The 18,442-nt window shown below is 71.4% G+C and carries 13 protein-coding genes; 8 read left to right on the top strand and 5 right to left on the bottom strand.

All coding sequences use genetic code 11. From position 1 onward, the window contains the following. Positions 1 to 169: 169 nt before the first annotated feature. Together KZ813_RS17520 and KZ813_RS17515 are read left to right on the top strand one after the other, a co-directional pair. Entirely contained in the window at positions 170 to 3,292 is a 3,123-nt protein-coding gene (locus tag KZ813_RS17520; RefSeq protein ID WP_308461930.1) for a TonB-dependent receptor domain-containing protein, read from the top strand. A 125-nt stretch (positions 3,293 to 3,417) separates the two neighbouring features. Continuing rightward, a complete protein-coding gene (locus KZ813_RS17515) occupies positions 3,418 to 5,040 on the top strand; it encodes an alkaline phosphatase D family protein (RefSeq protein WP_219756282.1) in 1,623 nt (540 codons plus the stop codon). Between the two features lie 3 nt (positions 5,041 to 5,043). On the opposite strand, the gene KZ813_RS17510 is transcribed toward KZ813_RS17515, so the two are convergent. Next, complete coding sequence (locus KZ813_RS17510) at positions 5,044 to 5,481, bottom strand: winged helix-turn-helix transcriptional regulator (RefSeq protein WP_219756281.1); 438 nt, start codon at positions 5,479 to 5,481, stop codon at positions 5,044 to 5,046. A gap of 101 nt (positions 5,482 to 5,582) precedes the next feature. Between KZ813_RS17510 and KZ813_RS17505 the strand changes: the two genes are divergently transcribed. From KZ813_RS17505 to KZ813_RS17495, 3 genes are all read left to right on the top strand, one after another. Continuing rightward, positions 5,583 to 6,695 (top strand): NADH:flavin oxidoreductase, encoded by a 1,113-nt coding sequence (locus KZ813_RS17505; protein ID WP_219756280.1) that lies wholly within the window; start codon positions 5,583 to 5,585, stop codon positions 6,693 to 6,695. A gap of 89 nt (positions 6,696 to 6,784) precedes the next feature. Further along, positions 6,785 to 7,243 carry a cupin domain-containing protein gene (locus tag KZ813_RS17500; protein WP_219756279.1) on the top strand — a complete coding sequence of 153 codons (459 nt, stop codon included), beginning with the start codon at positions 6,785 to 6,787 and terminating at the stop codon, positions 7,241 to 7,243. Between the two features lie 73 nt (positions 7,244 to 7,316). Further along, positions 7,317 to 7,505: a hypothetical protein gene (locus KZ813_RS17495; RefSeq protein WP_219756278.1), complete on the top strand. Its 189-nt coding sequence runs from the start codon at positions 7,317 to 7,319 to the stop codon at positions 7,503 to 7,505. Positions 7,506 to 7,541: 36 nt separating this feature from the next. Here the strand turns inward: KZ813_RS17495 and KZ813_RS17490 are convergent, their stop codons facing one another. The 3 genes from KZ813_RS17490 to KZ813_RS17480 form a co-directional block, all read right to left on the bottom strand. Then, complete coding sequence (locus tag KZ813_RS17490; protein ID WP_219756277.1) at positions 7,542 to 8,888, bottom strand: methyl-accepting chemotaxis protein; 1,347 nt, start codon at positions 8,886 to 8,888, stop codon at positions 7,542 to 7,544. Between the two features lie 117 nt (positions 8,889 to 9,005). Then, positions 9,006 to 11,873, bottom strand: a complete 2,868-nt coding sequence (locus KZ813_RS17485) for a TonB-dependent receptor domain-containing protein (protein ID WP_219756276.1) — start codon at positions 11,871 to 11,873, stop codon at positions 9,006 to 9,008. A gap of 383 nt (positions 11,874 to 12,256) precedes the next feature. Then, entirely contained in the window at positions 12,257 to 15,385 is a 3,129-nt protein-coding gene (locus KZ813_RS17480; RefSeq protein WP_258046926.1) for a TonB-dependent receptor plug domain-containing protein, read from the bottom strand. A 473-nt stretch (positions 15,386 to 15,858) separates the two neighbouring features. Between KZ813_RS17480 and KZ813_RS17475 the strand changes: the two genes are divergently transcribed. Next, a complete protein-coding gene (locus KZ813_RS17475) occupies positions 15,859 to 16,074 on the top strand; it encodes a hypothetical protein (RefSeq protein WP_219756275.1) in 216 nt (71 codons plus the stop codon). A 35-nt stretch (positions 16,075 to 16,109) separates the two neighbouring features. Here KZ813_RS17475 and KZ813_RS17470 read toward each other — a convergent pair whose 3' ends face one another. Then, positions 16,110 to 16,808 carry a pirin family protein gene (locus tag KZ813_RS17470; RefSeq protein WP_219756274.1) on the bottom strand — a complete coding sequence of 233 codons (699 nt, stop codon included), beginning with the start codon at positions 16,806 to 16,808 and terminating at the stop codon, positions 16,110 to 16,112. Between the two features lie 114 nt (positions 16,809 to 16,922). On the opposite strand from KZ813_RS17470, the gene KZ813_RS17465 reads away from it, so the two are divergent. Further along, positions 16,923 to 17,852, top strand: coding sequence for a LysR family transcriptional regulator (locus KZ813_RS17465; protein ID WP_219756273.1), 930 nt, complete (start codon positions 16,923 to 16,925; stop codon positions 17,850 to 17,852). A gap of 244 nt (positions 17,853 to 18,096) precedes the next feature. Beyond that, positions 18,097 to 18,442: hypothetical protein (locus tag KZ813_RS17460; RefSeq protein WP_219756272.1), on the top strand; the 346-nt coding region annotated here is incomplete at its 3' end.

Below are 18,442 nucleotides of genomic sequence, written 5' to 3'. Positions count from 1 at the left end.
GTGACGAACCGTGCGCTTACCGCGGTGATCCGAGCGTGAGCCAGAGTTTACAATTGGGTGACGAGGGCGTCTCATTAACCATCGTCGCAGCGGGGCGTCCGACTCCGCGCGGCATGGGAAGCATGACACCCGCGCTGCCCCCCGGCGCGGGTGCACCAGGGAGTCCACCGTGTCCGATCATCGTCTGTTCTCGCGCGCGTCGCTGCGCCACGACGTCGCTTGCTCCGCGCTCGCGCTCGCCAGCCTGACCGTCCTCGCCGCCGCGCCGGCGCACGCCCAGGTCGCCTCGCCGACCACGCCGACGGCACCGCAGGCCGAGCAGCCGCCCGCGCCGGTCGAGCAGAGCCCGGTCGAGCCCGCGGACGCCGCGGCGCCCGCCGGCGGCGACATCGTCGTCACCGGATCGATCCTGCGCACCACCGACCGCGCCAGCCCGTCGCCCGTCACCACGGTGAGCGCGGAGGCGCTCGACCAGCGCGGCGTGACGACGGTGCAGGAGGGCATCCAGCAGCTCACCTCGAACAACGGGCCGGCGCTGACCAACTCGTTCACGGCCAACGGTGCCTTCGCCGGCGGCGCGTCCGCGGTGTCGCTGCGCGGCCTGTCGACCAACTCGACCCTGGTGCTGTTCGACGGCGTGCGCGCGGCCTATTACCCGCTCTCCGACGACGGCACGCGCAACTTCGTCGACCTCAACACCATCCCCGACGACATCGTCGACCGCATCGAGGTGCTGCGCGACGGCGCCTCGTCGAGCTACGGCGCGGACGCGATCGCGGGCGTGGTCAACATCATCACCAAGCGCCAGTACAAGGGCATCGGCGGCCGCGCCGAGGCGGGCATCAGCGAGCGCGGCGACGCCTCCAACCAGCGGCTCAGCCTGATCGCGGGCACCGGCGACCTCGACGACAACGGCTATAACGCGTACGTCAGCGGCTTCTATTTCCGCCAGAGCGCGCTGTACAACCGCGACCGGCCGTACCCCTACAACAGCGACGACCGCCGCCGCATCTGCAACGACGGCGCGTGCGGCCCCAACCAGGTGGTCAACGGGCTCGACGGCGACGGCGGCTACACCTTCTCCGAGGGCGTCTTCAACACCGGCGGCACGCTCTACGTCCGCCCGTTCGATCCCACCAACACGACCGCGCAGGGGCGCTACCAGCAGCTCAACCCGGCGCTCGGCTGCGCGCGCGGCCCGGGCTACACGCTCAGCGCCGCCGATCTGGCGCGCACCGACGACGACGGCAACCTCGTCAACGCGGCCGCGCCCACCTCGGTGTGCCAGGACGACCTCGTCAACAACGACAATGTCATCTCGCCGCAGATCGAGCGCTTCGGCGGCTCGGCGCGCTTCACCGCGCGGGTCGGCGACAATGCCGAGGCCTATGCCATGTTCAACTTCCAGCAGAGCCGCGTCGGGTACACCGGCTCGCTGGGGACGATCCGCGCCAACGCCAACGCCGGGATCGACTTCCCGCGCTTCACCACCAGCGGCACCGGCGGCGCCTTCGCGCCGGGCTCGTACGCGCTGACGCTGCCGGTCTATGTCTGCGCCAACGGGGTCGGCGCCGCCAACGGCATCGACACCGGGTGCAACGCCAGCAACGGCACGCTCAACCCCAACAACCCGTTCGCGGTGAGCGGGCAGGTGGCGCGGATCGTCGGCCGCTTGCCCAGCCTGCGCACCTATGACGAGACCCGCAGCCGCGTGTACCGCGCCGCGCTGGGCATCAAGGGGCAGGTCGCCGACACCTGGGACTATGCGGTCGACGCCACCGCGATGCACACCGACCTGCGCCGGCTGCAGCAGGGCTATGTCCGCATCGACAACCTGCTCACCGCGATCGCGCGTGGCACGTACGATTTCGTCGACCCGTTCGCCAACACGCAGGCGCAGCAGAACTTCCTCTCGCCCGACAACGTCACCGACGCGCAGTCCGACCTCGCCCAGGTGCAGGCGACGCTCGGCCGCTCGCTGGCGACGCTGCCCGGCGGCCCGCTCCAGCTCGGCCTCGGCATCGCCTATCGCTACGAGTCGATCAACTCGCCCAGCGCCAACCCGGACTATAACGGCCCGACCGACCGCTATTTCGTGCTCAACGCCTTCGGCATCGACGGCAGCCGCTCGGTCTATTCGGCGTTCGCCGAGCTGAACGCGCCGATCGTCGACCAATTCCTCGTCAACGTCTCCGGCCGCTACGACAGATACTCGAGCGGGCAGAGCGCCTTCTCGCCCAAGGTCGGGGCCAAGTTCACGCCGTTCCGCCAGCTGGCGATCCGCGGCACCTACTCGCGCGGCTTCCGCATCCCGAGCTTCGGCGAGGCCAACTCGCTGCCCACCAGCGGCTTCGTCAACGCCTCGAAAAGCACCTATTCGGACGCGTTCCTGGCGCAATATGGCTGCTCGCAGGCGACCTTCACCTCGTGCCCGGCCTATATCAGCAACTCGTCCTACGGGCAGACGACGCGCGCCACGCCCGACCTCAAGCCCGAGAAGTCGCGCAGCTTCACCGCGGGCGTGATCTTCGAGCCGATCCGCCAGCTGACGCTGACGGTCGACTATTTCAACATCAAGAAGACCGACGCGATCGCCGCGGCGGACAACCAGGCCGCGATCGACGCCTACAATGCCGGGCAGGACGCGCCGGCGGGCTTCGGCCTGGTGCCCGACGTGATCGACCCCAATTTCCCCAACGCGCGCCCGCGCCTCGCCTTCGTCGAGGCGAGCTACGTCAACGAGAACACGATCCGCTCGCAGGGCATCGACTTCGGCGCGACCGGGACGCTGGACTTTGCCGACGACGTCAGCTTCACCTCGGCGGCGCAGGCGAGCCTGATCCTCGAGCTGTCGACCGAGTTCGCCGACGGCTCGAAGCAGACCTATCAGGGCACGCTCGGCAACTACAATCTCACCGCCGGCTCGGGCACGCCGCGGTGGCGCGGGACGTGGCAGAACACGCTCAACTACAAGGCCTATACGCTGAGCGCGACGGCGCAGTATTTCGACGGCTACAATCTCTCGGCGGAGGACCAGGGCGGCACGCGCGGCGACTGCTCGCTCAACCCCGGCTACGTGCCGTGCGACGTCAAGAGCTACATCACCGTCGACCTCACCGGCAGCGTCAAGATCAACGACCGCGCGACCTTCTACGTCAACGTGGTCAACCTGCTCGACGACCTGCCGCCGATCGACCCGGTGACCTACGGCGCCAACCTGTACAACCCGGTGCAGGGCGGCACCGGCATCTTCGGGCGCATGTTCCGCGCCGGGTTCAAGGTGGGGCTGTGATCTAGCGTCGCGCTGACGGCACCATGGGGAGGACGATCCGCTGAAGCGGCGTTGCTCCCCCCTGTCACACCGGCGTCACCGATCGGGCCGAGAGCGCGGGGACTCGCTTCCGGGGAACCGCCACGATGACGCTCACGCTCTCCCGCCGCTCGCTGCTCGCGACCGGCACGCTCGGCCTCGGCGCGCTCGCCCTGCCCGGCTTCGCCGCGGCGCAGTCCGTGCTCGCCGCGCGGGGCTTCACCCACTCGGTCGCGAGCGGCGAGCCGGCGAGCGACTCGATGCTGCTGTGGACGCGTCACGTCCCGGCGGCGGGCGACTCGGCGCGGCTGGTCGCCGAGATCAGCGACACCGCCGACTTCGCGCGCGTGGTCGCCGCGGGCGCGTTCGTCACCGGCGCGTGGCGCGACTGGACCGCCAAGGTGACGCTCGACGGGCTGACCCCCGGCACCGACTATCACTACCGCTTCGTCGCCGCCGACGGCACGCGCTCGCCGGTCGGGCGCACGCGGACCCTGCCCACCGACGCGGCGCGGGGCTTCACGGCGGCGATCTTCTCCTGCTCGAACCTCGGCTTCGGCTGGTTCAACGCCTATGGCCACGCCGCCGCGCGCGACGACCTCGACCTGGTGGTCCACCTCGGCGACTATTTCTACGAATATTCGCCGGGCAATTACCCGCCCAAGGCGGCGCAGGTGGCGGGGCGCGTGCCGCAGCCGCTCGCCGAGACGATCCACCTCGCCGACTATCGCCTGCGCTACGCCAGCTACCGCGCCGACCCCGACCTGCAGGCGCTGCACGCGCGCGTCCCCTGGGTGGTGCAGTGGGACGATCACGAGAGCGCCAACGACAGCTGGGAGGGCGGCGCCGAGAACCACGACCCCGCCACCGAGGGCGACTGGAACCAGCGCCGCGACGCCTCGGTCCAGGCCTATCGCGAGTGGATGCCGGTCAGCGAGGAGCCGTGGAAGGCCTATGACATCGGCACGCTGGCGACCCTGTGGCGCACCGAGACGCGGCTGTTCGCGCGCTCGCGCCAGAACGAGATCGCGACGCTGCTGCGCGCGCCCGACCCCGCCGCCGCGCTGAAGGCGTTCCGCGACGGTGCCTGGCAGGACCCGGCGGTGACGATGATGGGCTCGCAGCAGGAGGTGTGGCTGGCGCACGACCTGCGTCGCTCCGTGAGGCAGGGGCAGCGCTGGCAGGTGGTCGGCTTCGGCACGATCATGGGCAGGCAGCAGATGCCGGTGGCGGCCGAGGCGCTGCTCGGCGGCGGGACGGGCCATGTCGACGATTACGTCCGCGGCGCGATCGCGGCGACGCGCGCGGGCGTCGCCTCCAACCTCGATTCCTGGGGCGGCTATCCCGCCGCGCGCGCGCGCTTCCTGCGCTCGGCGCAGGCGGCCGAGGCCGAGCTGGTGGTGCTCAGCGGTGACAGCCACAATGCCTGGGCGTTCGACCTGGCGCAGGACGGCGCCGCGGGGGTCGAGTTCGCCGGCCAGGCGGTGACCTCGCCGGGCTTCGAGAGCGCCTTCACCGCCGATCCCGCGCGGATCGCGCGGATGATGGTGGAGGGCAACCCCGAGCTCAAATGGTGCGACACGTCGCGACGCGGCTATATGGCGCTGACGATCACCCCCGAGCAGGTGCGCAACGACTGGCTGTTCGTCGACACGATCCGCCAGCGCACGTCGCGCGCGCGCGTCGGGCACAGCGCCACGGTGCAGCGCGGGCGGCGGGTGATGGCCTAGGCGTCATTCTCCCTCTCCTGAAGGGGAGGGAGTAGCCGGCGTCCGCCGCTGATGACCTAACCCCGCCCGCGCGTCGAACGCGGCGCGCGCCGCCTCCACCCCGGGCATCGCCTCGCGCGTCCAGCGGTATAGCGCGCGGAACGGCGGCTGGAGCGAGCGGCCGAGCGGCGTGATCGCATATTCCACCGCCACCGGCGAGGTCGCCAGCACGCGCCGCTCGACCAGCCCGTTGCGCTCGAGCCGGCGCAGGCACTGCGTCAGCGCCTTCTGCGTCACCCCTTCCAGCCCGCGCCGGATCGCGTTGAAGCGCAGCGGCCCGTCGTCGAGCACGGTCAGCACCATCATCGTCCATTTGTCCGCGATCTGGTCGAACAGGTCGCGGCTCGGGCAGTCGCTGGAGAAGCGACGCCGGCACTCGGCCTTGTCCGCGGGCAGATGCATGGCGGTTTCCTCGACGATACCTAGTGACGCGACGGCGCCTCATTGACACCAGGTATCCTAGATATACCTAAGGGGCCTCTATCGCAACGGAGCTTGCCCGCATGGCCTCGGCCGACATCCTCTTCCGCCCGTTCCGCCTCAAGTCGCTGGAGCTGGCGAACCGCATCGTCATGGCGCCGATGACCCGTACCTTCGCGCCCGAGGGCGTGCCCGGCGCCGCCAACGCCGCTTACTACCAGCGCCGCGCCGAGGGCGGGGTCGGGCTGATCCTGTCCGAGGGAACGGTGATCGACCGCCCCGCGTCGCGCAACGAGCCGGCGATCCCCTTCTTCCACGGCGACAAGGCGCTCGCCGGGTGGCAGCAGGTGATCGACGCGGTCCACGCCGCCGGCGGCAAGATGGGGCCGCAGCTGTGGCACACCGGCTCGACCCAGGGGCAGAGCGGCTGGGAGCCCGACGTCGCGGTGGAGAGCCCGTCGGGGCTGCTCGCGCCGGACAAGCCGCGCGGCGAGGCGATGAGCGAGGAGGATATCGCCGACACCGTCGCCGCCTTCGCGCGCGCCGCGGCCGATGCCAAGCGGCTCGGCTTCGACACGGTCGAGATCCACGGCGCGCACGGTTATCTGATCGACCAGTTCTTCTGGTCCGGCACCAACCGCCGCGAGGATCGCTACGGCGGCGCGACGATCAGGGAGCGCGCGCGGCTGGCGGGCGAGGTGGTGGCCGCGATCCGCGCCGCGGTCGGTGAGGATTACCCGATCATCCTGCGCGTCAGCCAGTGGAAGCAGCAGGATTTCGGCGCGCGACTGGCGACCACGCCCGACGCGATGGCGGACTGGCTCCAGCCGCTGGTCGACGCCGGGGTCGACGTGCTGCACTGCTCGCAGCGTCGCTTCTGGGAGCCCGAGTTCCCCGAGCTGGACGGCGAGCAGGGGCTCAACTTCGCCGGCTGGGCCAAGAAGCTGACCGGCGCGACCACGATCAGCGTCGGCTCGGTCGGCCTGTCGGGCGAGTTCATCGCGGCGTTCGGCGGCGAGGCCTCGCGCCCCGAGGGGCTCGATCGACTGATCGAGCGGATGGAGCGCGACGAGTTCGACCTGATCGCGGTGGGCCGCGCGCTGATCAGCGACCCGCAGTGGGTGGCGAAGGTGCGCGCCGGCGACAGCGACGGGCTCAAGGACTTCGACGCGAGCGCGCTGCGCGAGCTGGTGTGAGGTGAGGGGGGCGACGCGCCCGGTCGGCGCGCGTCGTGGGCCCGCCATGGTGGGGCAGCGTATGATGGCAGGCGGGCGGCGGCGGGTGCATGGCGGAGCTGCTCACCGCCGGTCAGGGGTTAGACATGCATTCACCGCTCGCCGCCCTCCTGCTGCTGCTGCCGGCCCCCTCGGGGGTCGCCGTACCCGGGGCGGTCAAGCGTACGTCGCTGCTCGATCAGGCGCTCCCCGCCGGCACCGTGGTGCGGGCCATCAAGGGCAGCCGGATCGAGTTCGCGCCGGCACAGCGAAGCGGTCGTCATCGCCATCCGATGGCGGTCGTGGGCGTCGTCACGCGGGGTACTTTCCTGTTCCAGGTCGGTGACGCGCCGCTCCGCCGGCTGGCCGTCGGCGATGCCTTCTACGAACCCGCCGAGGCCGTGATCGAGCATTTCGACAACGGCTCGAGCGTCGCGCCAGCGGCACTCACCGCTTTCTACCTCGTCGACCGAGCCGACTCGCCGCTGGTCGCGCCGCTGCCCGCTCCAGCGTCGCCGGCCGCGCACTGACACGATCCGGAGGGACGATGCGCCGGTGACGCGGCTCGTGCGTTATGTCCGCGCGCGACCCGGAGTGACCCGCATGTTCATGGACTTCCGCGATCAGCCGCCGCCGCCCCGCTGGGAGCCGCGCCCGGCGCGCCCGCGACTGTCGCCGCGGCAGGAGCGCTGGCTCGGGCGGCTGGTGCTGGCCAACATGCTGCTGCTGCTGCTCGCGCCCATCGGCGGCGCGACGCTGGTCGACGCGCTGATCACGCTCTTCCGGCGCTGAGACCCGGGCGCGCACGCGCCGTCGCCGCCGCGCCCCTCACCCGCGGCGCGGCGGCGCCACGATCGCGCGCGACGGTGACGGCGCGGTCGCGTCGAGGCGGAAGCGCGCCACGTCGCGCTCCAGCCGGGCGGCGCGCTCGGCGAGGTCGTGCGCCGCCGCGTTGGTCTGCTCGATCATCGCGGCGTGCTGCTGCGTCGCGCCGCTCATCTCCGCCACCGCGACGTTGAGCTGGCCGATCCCGTCCGCCTCCTGCCGCGTGGCGCGCGCCATGCGCCTGATGCGCTCGTCGATCCCGTCTATCTGCGCGACGATGCGGCGCAGCGCGCCGTCGGTCTGGTCGACCAGCGCGACACCGGCGACGACCTGCTCGGTGGCGGTGCCGATGCGCTGCTTGACGTCGCGCGCCGCCTCGGCCGAGCGCTGTGCCAGCGCGCGCACCTCCTGCGCCACGACCGCGAAGCCGCGCCCGGCCTCCCCCGCGCGCGCCGCCTCCACCCCGGCGTTGAGCGCGAGCAGGTTGGTCTGGAAGGCGATGCCGTCGATCACCGCGATGATCTCCCCGATCTCCTGGCTGGCATGTTCGATCGCGCGCATCGCGGCGATCGCGTGCTGCGCCAGCGTGGCGGTGGCGCCCGTGTCGGCGCGCGCGGCGGCGACCAGCGCGCTGGCCGCGTCGGTCTCGCCCGCGGTCGCGGCGAGGCTGGCGGTGAGCTGCTCCAGCCCCGCGGCGCTCTGCTCCAGCGCGGCGGCCTGGCGCTCGATCCGGTTCGACACGCCGTCGGCGGCGGTGCTGATCTCGAGCGTGCCGCCGCGGATCGCGCGCGCCCCGTCCGCCACCGCGCCGACCAGCCGGCGCAGGTCGTCCACCACCGCGTTGAACGAGCGGCGCACCGCGTCGTAGCGCGGCGCGAACGTATGGCGGATCGGCTCGCTGAGATCACCCGCGGCGACGCGGCGCAGCCCGGCGGTGACGCCGTCGATCATCTGCGCGACGTCGGCGACGTCGATCGTGGTGCCCACCACCGCCGGCCGCCCGTCGATCTCGGCGGCCAGCAGCGTGACCAACCCGGGGAACTGGCTGCCGTCCTTGCGCTGGCACTGCCACTCGAAGCGCGCGACGCCGTCGCGGATCGCCTCCTGCGCGCGCGGCGTGATCAGCTCGGCCGACGGCGTGCCACAGGGCTGCAGCGGCGGCGAGGTGATCGCCGGACTGCTGCCGATGAACTCGTCGCGGCTGTAGCCGAACATGCGCAGCGCGCCCGGGTTGCAGAAGACGAAGCGGTCGTCCTGCGCGGCGTAGATGGCGTCCGGTGCGAGGTGGACGAACAGCGCGGCGGGATCGGTGTGGCGCCGCCACGGTCTCCTCGCGTGCCACAGCGCCACCCGCGTCCCTTTCCCGCTCCGGCGACGCCGCGCGCGTCGCAGACCGTCATTATAGCGGGTCGGGCTCGCGGATCGGCGCATCGGGGGCGACGGCCGCGGCCGCCGCCCCACCGCGGGTCAGAAGCCGTAGCTCAGCCGCGCATAGCCGAAGCGGCCGGGCACGTCATAGGTGGTCGGGTCGTAGTTGTTGAGGCTGCACGAGAAGCAGGCGGGCGGGTCGGTGTCGAAGACGTTGTTGACGCCGAGCGTCAGCCCGATCTTCTCGTCGAGCCAGGACGGACGGAACGAGAGCTGGACGTCGCCGTAGAAGCGGCTCTTCAGCCTGTTGCCGCCCTGGCTCTCGACCACGTCGTCGATGTAGCGGCCGGTGAAGGCCGCCGCGACCGGGCCGATGTCCCAGTCGAGCGTCGCCTGGCCCTTGAAGTGCGGATAGGCCTGGTCGGGGCTGCCGCGCTCGGTGCCGGTGTAGTCGGTCGTCGTCGTGCCGTCGGTGGCGGGGACGATCTCCTCGTACTTCAGCAGGTAGTTGCCGCTCACCGACAGGCCGAATGTGCCGGCGCCGGTCGGCTGCGTGCGCAGCGTGAACGTGGCGTCGACCCCGCGGGTGCGGATTCCGCCGGTGTTGAGCAGGATACCGTTGATCGCGGTGATCACGCCGCTCGGCGCGCGCACGACCGAGGCGCAGGAGAGCGAGTCACCCGTCTGCGCGCAGCGGTTGAGCAGCGTGTCGGCCGGGATCGAGGCGATCGCGCCGTCCACCTTGATGTCATAGTAATTGACCTCGAGGCTGAGCGCGCTGGCGAAGCCGGTGCGCGCCCAGGCGGGGCTGTAGACGCCGCCGAACACCCAGGTCTTGGCGGTCTCGGGCGCGAGCGCGGCGTTGCCGCCGGTCAGGATCGGCAGCTGGCCGGTCGGCTCGGCGTAGCTGCCGCTGGCGGGCACGCCGTTGGCGGTGCAGTTGGCGCGAACCGTCCCCGAGGTCTGGTAGGGCGAGCCGGCGATGTTGCTGCACGGGTCGGCGAGCGGTTGGTCGAAGCGCGACTGCGCGCCGAACAGCTCGCCGATCGAGGCGGCGCGGTAGCTCTCGGCATATTGGCCGCGCAGCAGCAGGTCGTTCACCGGCTTCCACAGCGCGCCGCCCGAGTAGGTGGTGTTGCCGCCGTAGGTGGAGAAATTGGAGTGACGCACCGCGCCGTTGAGCTCGACCAGGCGCAGGAACGGCACGTCGCGGATCAGCGGCACGCGCAGCTCGCCATAGACCTCGTCGACGTTGAAGGCGCCGCGCGCCGCCTGCGCGGGGATGTCGGCGCCCAGGCCCGCCTGGATCACCGGGTCCGGGGTGAAGCTGCCCTGCTGATAGCGATGCTCGTACCCGGCCGCGACGCCGACCGGACCGCCGGGCAGGTCGAACAGCTCGCCCGACAGGTTGAAGGTGAAGTCGTTGAGCCGCTGCTGGCTGCGCGAGCGCTCGTCGAAGCCGACGAAGGCGAGCATCTCGGGCGTGATCGAGCCCTCGCCGCCGAAGATGTTGAACGGCACGCACGCGCCGGTGCACTGGCTGACCGGGCCGAGCGCCTGCGCGAGCCGCGCGCCGTTGACGTTGCCGGTGAACAGCTGGTGCGCGTCGTTGGTGGCCGCCACCGCGTTAGCGTCATAATACCAGTTCTTGCCGAACAGCTGGAACTTGCCGTCGATCGTGCCGGTGACCGAGAAGGTGTCGACCGACTGGCTGTAGGTGCGCTGCCCCGCCTCGACCAGACGGCGGTAGATCGCGTTGTAATTCTGCCCCGGCACCAGCGACACGCCGAAGGGATTGTACGGGTTGGTCGCGTCGATCGTGATCGTGTCGAGCAGGTTGCCGTTGCCGATGTCGGGCCCGAGGCCGAGCGGCAGGAAGGCGGCGCGGTTCTGCGACTGGCGGTGGTTCCACACCGCCTTGACGCGGACGTTGAACCAGTCGGTGAACTCGGCGCGCGCGTTGGCGAAGCCGCCGTAGCGCTCGTTCGGCGTCAGGAAATAATTGTACGGCGCGAAGTTGAACCGGTCCGCGGCGGTGAACTGCTTGAAGTCGCCGGTCGCCAGCGTCGGGTCATAGACCGGGCGGCGGCCGGTCACCGGCGCGCGCAGCGTGATGTTCTGGCCGTTGACGACGAAGCGGCCGGACGGGGTGAAGCTGGAGCAGCCGCCGATCTCGTCGGTGCAGCTGGTCTGGCCGGGGTTGGGGAATTGCGAGATGTCGCGGTCGGCGGCGCTGACCGGATCCTGCTTGGTGTAGAAGCCGCCGACGTCGAGGTGGACGCGGTCGCTGCCGCCGCCCCAGCTCAGCTGGTAGTTCTGCGTGCCGCCGTCGTTCTCGCCGAGATACTGGCCGTATTGCGCCTGCGCGCGGAAGCCCTTCTGGCCCGAGCGCGTGATGATGTTGACGACGCCGCCGATCGCGTCCGACCCGTACAGCGCGGACGCCGCGGACTGGAGCACCTCGACGCGCTGGATCATCACGTCGGGGATCGAGTTGAGGTCGACCGTGCCGGGAATGCCGCTGGCGCTGGCGCCGTTGACGTAGCGCAGCCCGTCGACCAGCACGAGCGTGCGCTTGGCGCCGAGATAGCGCAGGTCGATCGCGGCCGAGCCGGCGCCGACGCCGCCGCCGTCGGGCGGGTTGCCGAGGTTGCCCGAGTTGTTGAACTTGGAGTTGAGCCCGCCCGAGGAGGCGGGGATGCGCTGCAGCACGTCGGCGATCGAGGACAGGCCGGTCTTGGCGATCGCGGCCTCGTCGACGGTGACGACGGGGGAGGGGTTGTCGAGCGGGTCGCGGCGGATGCGCGAGCCGGTGACGACGACGTCCTCGCCGGTCTGCGCGGCGATCTGGGCGGCGTCCTGCTCGGGCGCGGCCTGGGCGTGCGCGGTGGCGGGCAGCGCCGCGGCGACGAGCGCGACGAGGCTGGGGGCGAGCAGGCGGTGACGTCGGGCGAGCGAACGCTTCATGGGTCTTCCCTGTGCTGCGGCGCCTTGTCCGGCGCCTGTCGGACACGATGCTGCAGAGCGGCAGGGGTGGACGGCAAGGTTATTTGCGGCGCGAGATGGCCGGCGACAGATAATTTCAGAAGATTGTGGTAAATAAGACACGTCGATGACAGGCACCGATCGCGGGTGCGCCGGCGGGGGCGCCAGCGATGGTGCGGGCGCTCGGCGATCGTCGCGTCATCCGGCGCGCGATCCATGTGGTTGGACCGTGCTCCTGCCGCAGCAGGAGCCCAGGGCCAGGGCCGTCGCCCGCGTGGCCCCGGGCTCCCACCTTCGCCGGAGCACGTCCCCGGCCCGGGTCGACAGGGCGCCCAGGGGCGCGCGCACCCCTGGGCCGCCCCCCCTCAGAGTCGCAGCGACACGCCCGCGACGATCTGGCGGCCGAGCAGGTCATAGGCCATGATCGTGTTGCCGCGCAGCAGCCCGATGGTCGAGCGGCTGTCGGGCACGATCGGCGGGTCGCGATCGAGCAGGTTGTTGGCGGCGATGCGGAACGTCATCTGCCTGTTGATGTCGAACGCCAGCGCGAGATCGATCCAATTGTACGCGCCGATGCCGGGGAACTGGTCGCGCCGCGCGCTCTCGTCCTGCTGCGGGATGCCGGTGTCCTCGGGCGCGTAGAAGGTCAGCGGCATGGCCCCACGGTGGCGCCAGTTGACCGAGACGCTGGTGCTGCTGTCCGGCGCGGTCCAGGTGGTGCGCAGCTGGTGCGCCCAGCGGGGCAGGCTCTCGCCGCAACCAGAGCCGAAATAGCCCGTGCAGTTGCGCTTGATCGCCGCGGGCGAGGCCTGGCCGCCGTTGCGCGTCATCAGCGTGCCGTTGAAGCTCATGTCGAGCTTACCATAATTGCCGAGGCCGAGGTTGTACTGGCCCTGGAAGTCCCAGCCGTGGGACTGCTCGGTATAGCCGTTCGACGAACCGCGCGCGACCCAGCCGGTCGCCGGGCTGGTCGCGGGCGAGCTCGATAGCGTGCCCGTGGTCGGGTTGCGGATGATCGCCCGGCAGAAATAGTCGAGCCCGCTGTTGAGACACTCGTTGATGATGTCCTGCGGCTGGAGGAACACCAGCTGGTCCTTCAGGTCGATCAGCCAGCGATCGACCGAGACGGTCAGCCCCGGGAGGAAGCGCGGGCGCAGCACCACGCCGAACGTCTTGGTGAACGCGGTCTCCGGCGTGAGGTTGAAGCCGCCCTCGCGCACGGTGCAGCGGTCGTCGGGGCAGACCAGCGTCGGGCTGCCGTACAGGTTGGCGGGCAGGCCGGTGTTGGCGCACTGCGCGGCGGTGCCGAGCGGCCCGAGCCGCGGCCCGTTGGGGTTGCTGGGATCGACGCGCGGCGCGCAGGGATCGGCGTAGAAGCCCTGGTTCCACGTGATGTTGCTCGCCCCCGCCGCGGCGCCGACGCCGGGCGCCGCCTGCGATTTGTTGTACGAGGCGCGGAAGGTGATGTCCGATACCGGCGACCACAGTCCCTCGATCTTCCAGGTATCGAACTTGCCCGCGAGCCGGTTGTACTTCGACACGCGGTAGCCGCCGTTGACCTGGAGCAGCCGCGTCCAGGACTGGTCCTCGACGAGCGGCGCCTGGATCTCGGCGTTGGCCTCGAAGATGTTCTGCGTGACGCGCTGGTTCTGCCCGCCGTTGTTGTCGATGAAGATCTGGTTGACGATCGTCCGCTCCATCTCCTCGCGATATTCGGCGCCCAGCGCGAGCGCGACGCCCTGCTGTGCGAGCGGCGAGGTGACGCCGTATTTGCCGAGGTCGCCGCTGACCGTGCCGAGGAACTGGAGCAGCCGCGGGATGCGCGTGCTGATCCCGCCGGTCGCGCCGCCGACGCTGCCGCCGTAGAGATAGTCGTTGGTGGCCTGGTCGCGGTTGAACGGGACGAAGGCGTTGAACGGCACGCAGCTGGGATCGCTGCCGTTGACCACCGAGCGGCAGGTCGGCGTGCCGTTGACGTTCACCACGTCGAGCGAGCGGTTGATGTTGGTGAACTGCGCGAAGGGCACGTCGATCGTGTCGAGCCGCGCGCGCGACAGCATCCCGGCGATGTCATAGGACCAGACGTCGTCGAAGCCCTTGCCGCGCAGCCCGGCGACGATGCGATACCCCTCGTTGGTGAACTTCTGGCGCACGAGCGGCAGCCCGTCGAAGCGGTAGCGCACGTCGAGCGGGGCATAGGCCCCCGCCACCCCGGCGTTGGTACCGCACAGCACCTGCGCCTGCGACGACGAGAGGAACGGGTTGTCGCAGTTCACCTGGAAGGGGTCGCTGCCGTACGCCGTGTAGCTGAAGTTGCGGTTGAGCTGGGTGTTGTACGACTTGTCGCGATAGAACAGCACGTTGCTGTACAGCTCGATGTCGGAGGTGAGCTCGGCGGTGAGGAAGCCGCCGACGTTCACCCGGTTGAACGGACGCTGCGAGGCCCAGTCGTCATAGGGGTTGGCCGACGTCCCCGCGGGGCCGCTGTTGATCGGGATGAAGGTGCCGTCGCCGTTGGGGTTGTTGACGAACTGACGCCCGGCGTTGGCGCCCGCCTGCGGGATGATCGTGCCCGCGGCCGTGTAGCTGGCGCGCGTGCACGACAGCGGCGCGGTGTTGCTCGGCTGGGTCACCTCGCAGACGCTGTTCGAGCGGTCGACCAGCCGCACCAGGTTCGACTGGCGATAGTTGATGAAGCTGGTGAGGTTGACGCGGCCGTCGAACAGGTCGGCGCCCGCGGCGAGGCTGACGTCGGCGCGGCCGCCGTCGTTGCTCATCCCGTCGACCGCGTTGAAGCCCGCGCGCTCGGCCGCGGCGGTGATCGCGCTGCTGCGGTTGTCGTGGTTGAAGAAGCTGTAGTTGCCGTCGATGCGGACGCCGGTGAAGTTCTTCTTCAGCACGAAGTTGACGACGCCCGAGACCGCGTCGGAGCCGTATACCGACGAGGCGCCGCCGGTCAGCAGGTCGATCCGCTCGACCAGCGCGGTGGGGATGATGCCGACGTCGACGGTGTTCGGCAGGCCGATGCGCAGCCCGTCGATCAGCATCAGCGTGCGCTCATAGCCCAGGCTGCGCAGCTTGATCCGCTGGCGCCCCTCGGAGTCGCTGAAATTCTGCTCGGAGTTCACCTGTACCTGGGGCAGGCGGTTGACCACCTCCTCGATCGTGGTGGCGCCCTGCGCCGCGATGTCGGCGGCGGTGGCGGTGACGATCGGCGCGGCCGAGCGGTTGTTGGGGCGGACGATGCGCGTGCCGGTGACGACCACGTCGCCGCTGTCGCTGCTGGCATCGGCCTCGCCCGCGCGCTGCACGTCCGCGGCGAGCTTGGCGGAGGCGACCGGGTCGCCGATCGGCGATCCGTTATTTGGGGCGGCATCCGGGGAAGTGCCCTGGTCGGTGTTCGTCGCGCTGTCGGTGGTGACCTGCGCCGCGGCCGGCAGCGCCACCAGCGCCGCCGCGCAGCACGACGCGGCGAGCATTCCCCTGAACATCATGATGTCTTCCCCTTCGTTTCCCAACGAGCGCGGGAAAGACGTGCGCGCGCGCGGCCGCTGTGGCGCGACCTTCCCGCGGCCGCACGCGCGCGGCTGGCTGATGCCATTGCCGCGCGGCGGACCCGCTCCCTCCCGTGTTGGTAGTCACCATGCTGTCATGATGTCAGGGCCGAAACAATACCAATTTGACAGTGCGATGAGTCCGCGCACCCGCTGATGTACAAAGGTGACACCTGCCCGCCGCCGCCATGCGGTGCCGCGGCGATGCCGTCGGCGCACGTCGGCGGACGGGGCGCACCAGCGCGGGGAACGAGCCGCGTCGCTCACACAGATCAGTTGATCCGTGTCAGGGCTCCGGTATCCTCGCGCGACCCGTCGGGCACGCCGCCAGGGCGAGGTGAGCGCGCGCGGCGACGTGCGGGTGAGTCATGATCGAGCGCGGCGGTGCCGGGCCCACGCCGATGGAGGCACCGATGGCCCGCCCGACCCCGACCCCCGGTACCGCGGCACCGACCGCGCGCTCGGCCGAGCCCGCGGCGGATGCCACGCCCTATAACGCGGGCTGGCGCCGCGCCGCCGACCCGCGCGGCCACCACGACGACTGCCCCTATCGCGCGACCCTGGTCGCGCGCGAGCGCGCCGAGTGGCTGCGCGGCTTCAGCGCGGGGCGCGGCGACCGCGTCGGCTGAGCGGCGCGCCCGGGCGGAGCGCGCCGCGGCCGAGCTCAGGCGGCGTCGACCAGCACCAGCTCGCTGTCCTCCAGCGCGGTCACGCTCAGCACGTCCACGTCGCTGATCGCGGCGCCGTCGCGCGCGTTGACCCGCACGCCGTCGATCTCGACCGCGCCGGTGGCGGGCACCAGATAGGCCTTGCGGTCGCGCCCCAGCGGATAGTCGGCGCGCTCGCCCCGGCGCAGCGTCGCGCCGACCACGCGCGCGTCGGTGCGGATCGGCAGCGCGTCGCCGTCGCCGTCGTAGCCGCTGGCGAGCGTGACGAACTGACCCGAGCGCTCGCCTCTGGGGAAGGGCTTGGCGCCCCATTGCGGCTGGTCCCCGGTGCGCGTCGGCACGATCCAGATCTGGAAGATGCGGGTCGTCACGTCCTCCATGTTATATTCGGCGTGGCGGATGCCCGTGCCCGCGCTCATCACCTGCACGTCGCCCGCCTCGGTGCGGCCGGCGTTGCCGAGATTGTCCTGGTGCGTGATCGCGCCCTCGCGGACATAGGTGATGATCTCCATGTCGCGGTGCGGGTGCGGCGGGAAGCCCGTCTTGGGCGCGATCGTGTCGTCGTTCCACACGCGCAGGTTGCCCCAATGGGTGCGCGCCGGGTCGTGATAGCCGCCGAACGAGAAATGATGCTTGGCGTCGAGCCAGCCGTGGTCGGCGCCGCCGAGCGAGGCGAGGGGGCGGAGATCGATCATGCTACTTACTCCCGTCGACCGGCGGGGGGGCCGGTGCAAGGCGACGATCTAGGGCTTGCCGGCCCTCGCGTTCAGCCGGATAAAATCGTCCGCGATGTTCGAGGAAGTGGAACAGTGAGCGAGCCCGGCACCCCGACCTTCGACCAGCTGCGGATCTTCCTCGCGATCGTCGACGAGGGCAGTTTCGGCGCCGCGGCGCGCAAGCTGAACCGTGCGGTCTCGGTGATCAGCTACGGCGTGGCGAACCTCGAGGCGCAGCTCGGGCTCACCCTGTTCGAGCGCGAGGGCACACGCCGCCCGGTGCTGACCGAGGCGGGGCGCGCGGTGCTGGCCGAGGCGCGCGCGGTCGGCGCCGGGATCGACGGGCTGCGGGCGAAGGCGCGCGGGCTGCTCCAGGGGCTGGAGGCCGAGGTGGTGCTCGCGGTCGACGTGATGCTGCCCGCCGAGCGGCTGGGGCGCGTGCTGCGCGGCTTCGCGCGCGAATATCCGACGGTGGCGCTGCGGCTTCACGTCGAGGCGCTGGGCGCGGTGGCGGCGATGGTGCTCGACCGCGCCGCCGCGATCGGCGTGTCGGGGCCGCTCGCCGCGGGCGTGGAGGGGCTGGAGTGCGAGGCGGCGGGCGCGCTGGCGATGGTGCCGGTGGCGGCGCCCGACCACCCGCTCGGCCGCATGACCGCGATCGCGCCGGGGGCGGTGCGCGGCTATACCCAGCTGGTGCTGAGCGACCGGTCGCGCTTCACCGAGGGGCGCGACTTCGCGGTGGTGAGCCACCAGACGTGGCGGCTCGCGGACCTCGGCGCCAAGCACGCGCTGCTGCGCGAGGGGATCGGCTGGGGCAACATGCCGCTGCCGATGGTGGCGGACGACCTGGTCGCGGGCACGCTGGTGCGGCTGGCGCTGCCCGATCACCCCGGGGGGATCTATCGCTTCGGCACGATCTGGCGACGCGACTCGCCGCCGGGGCCGGCGGCGTCGTGGCTGCTCGCGCAGTTCGTCGCCGAGGGGCGCGGCGACGCGGGGGAGACGGGCCTGGGGGACATCTGAAGGAGTGTTCCCAGATCCTCCCCGGCACGGGGAGGGGACCGCCGACGCAGCCGGGGGTGGAGGGGGTTCGCCGCCCACGACCCGGCTCGTATGCGGAGGCCCCCCTCCACCAGCCTGCGGCTGGTCCCCCTCCCCGTGCCGGGGAGGATCAGCACGACTCTGGCCGATCGGACGGGGTCCACCCGCCACCTCCACTGGCTCGCCATCGTTGCGCGCGGCCGCTCACCCGCCTACGCCCGCGGGCGTGACGTCGCTCCGCCGGCTCCTCGACCGCTTCCCGCGCCTGGCCCTGTGGCTGGTGGCGGCGGCGCTCGCGGTGCGGCTGCTCGTCCCGGCCGGCTATATGCTGAGCCCGGCACACCCGCTCGCGCTGGTCACCTGCCCCGGCGTCGCGCCGGCGGCGCATCGCGCCCACGGCGACTCCCCGGCGCATCATGGCGCGCCCGACCAGCCCTGCGCCTTCGCCGCGCTCGCCGCGCCGCTCGCCGCCGTCGCCGCGGTGGCGCTCGCGGCGGTCGCGGCGGTCGTCGCGCCCGCGCCGGCCGCCCGGCCGCTGCGGGAGACGCCCGCGCGGGCGCCCCCGCGCTGGC

Source organism: Sphingomonas folli (genome assembly GCF_019429525.1).
Classification (GTDB): Bacteria; Pseudomonadota; Alphaproteobacteria; order Sphingomonadales; family Sphingomonadaceae; genus Sphingomonas; species Sphingomonas folii.
The sequence above is the reverse complement of the archived record's forward strand: the minus strand, read 5'-3'. Positions and strand labels throughout refer to the sequence as shown.

Bases quoted from the DNA above. Each gene is read 5' to 3' on its own strand.
- KZ813_RS17515 (WP_219756282.1), top strand. From the start codon at position 3,418: ATGACGCTCACGCTCTCCCGCCGCTCGCTGCTCGCGACCGGCACGCTC.
- KZ813_RS17510 (WP_219756281.1), bottom strand. From the start codon at position 5,481: ATGCATCTGCCCGCGGACAAGGCCGAGTGCCGGCGTCGCTTCTCCAGC.
- KZ813_RS17505 (WP_219756280.1), top strand. From the start codon at position 5,583: ATGGCCTCGGCCGACATCCTCTTCCGCCCGTTCCGCCTCAAGTCGCTG.
- KZ813_RS17500 (WP_219756279.1), top strand. From the start codon at position 6,785: ATGGCGGAGCTGCTCACCGCCGGTCAGGGGTTAGACATGCATTCACCG.
- KZ813_RS17495 (WP_219756278.1), top strand. From the start codon at position 7,317: ATGTTCATGGACTTCCGCGATCAGCCGCCGCCGCCCCGCTGGGAGCCG.
- KZ813_RS17485 (WP_219756276.1), bottom strand. From the start codon at position 11,873: ATGAAGCGTTCGCTCGCCCGACGTCACCGCCTGCTCGCCCCCAGCCTC.
- KZ813_RS17480 (WP_258046926.1), bottom strand. From the start codon at position 15,385: ATGATGTTCAGGGGAATGCTCGCCGCGTCGTGCTGCGCGGCGGCGCTG.
- KZ813_RS17475 (WP_219756275.1), top strand. From the start codon at position 15,859: ATGGCCCGCCCGACCCCGACCCCCGGTACCGCGGCACCGACCGCGCGC.
- KZ813_RS17470 (WP_219756274.1), bottom strand. From the start codon at position 16,808: ATGATCGATCTCCGCCCCCTCGCCTCGCTCGGCGGCGCCGACCACGGC.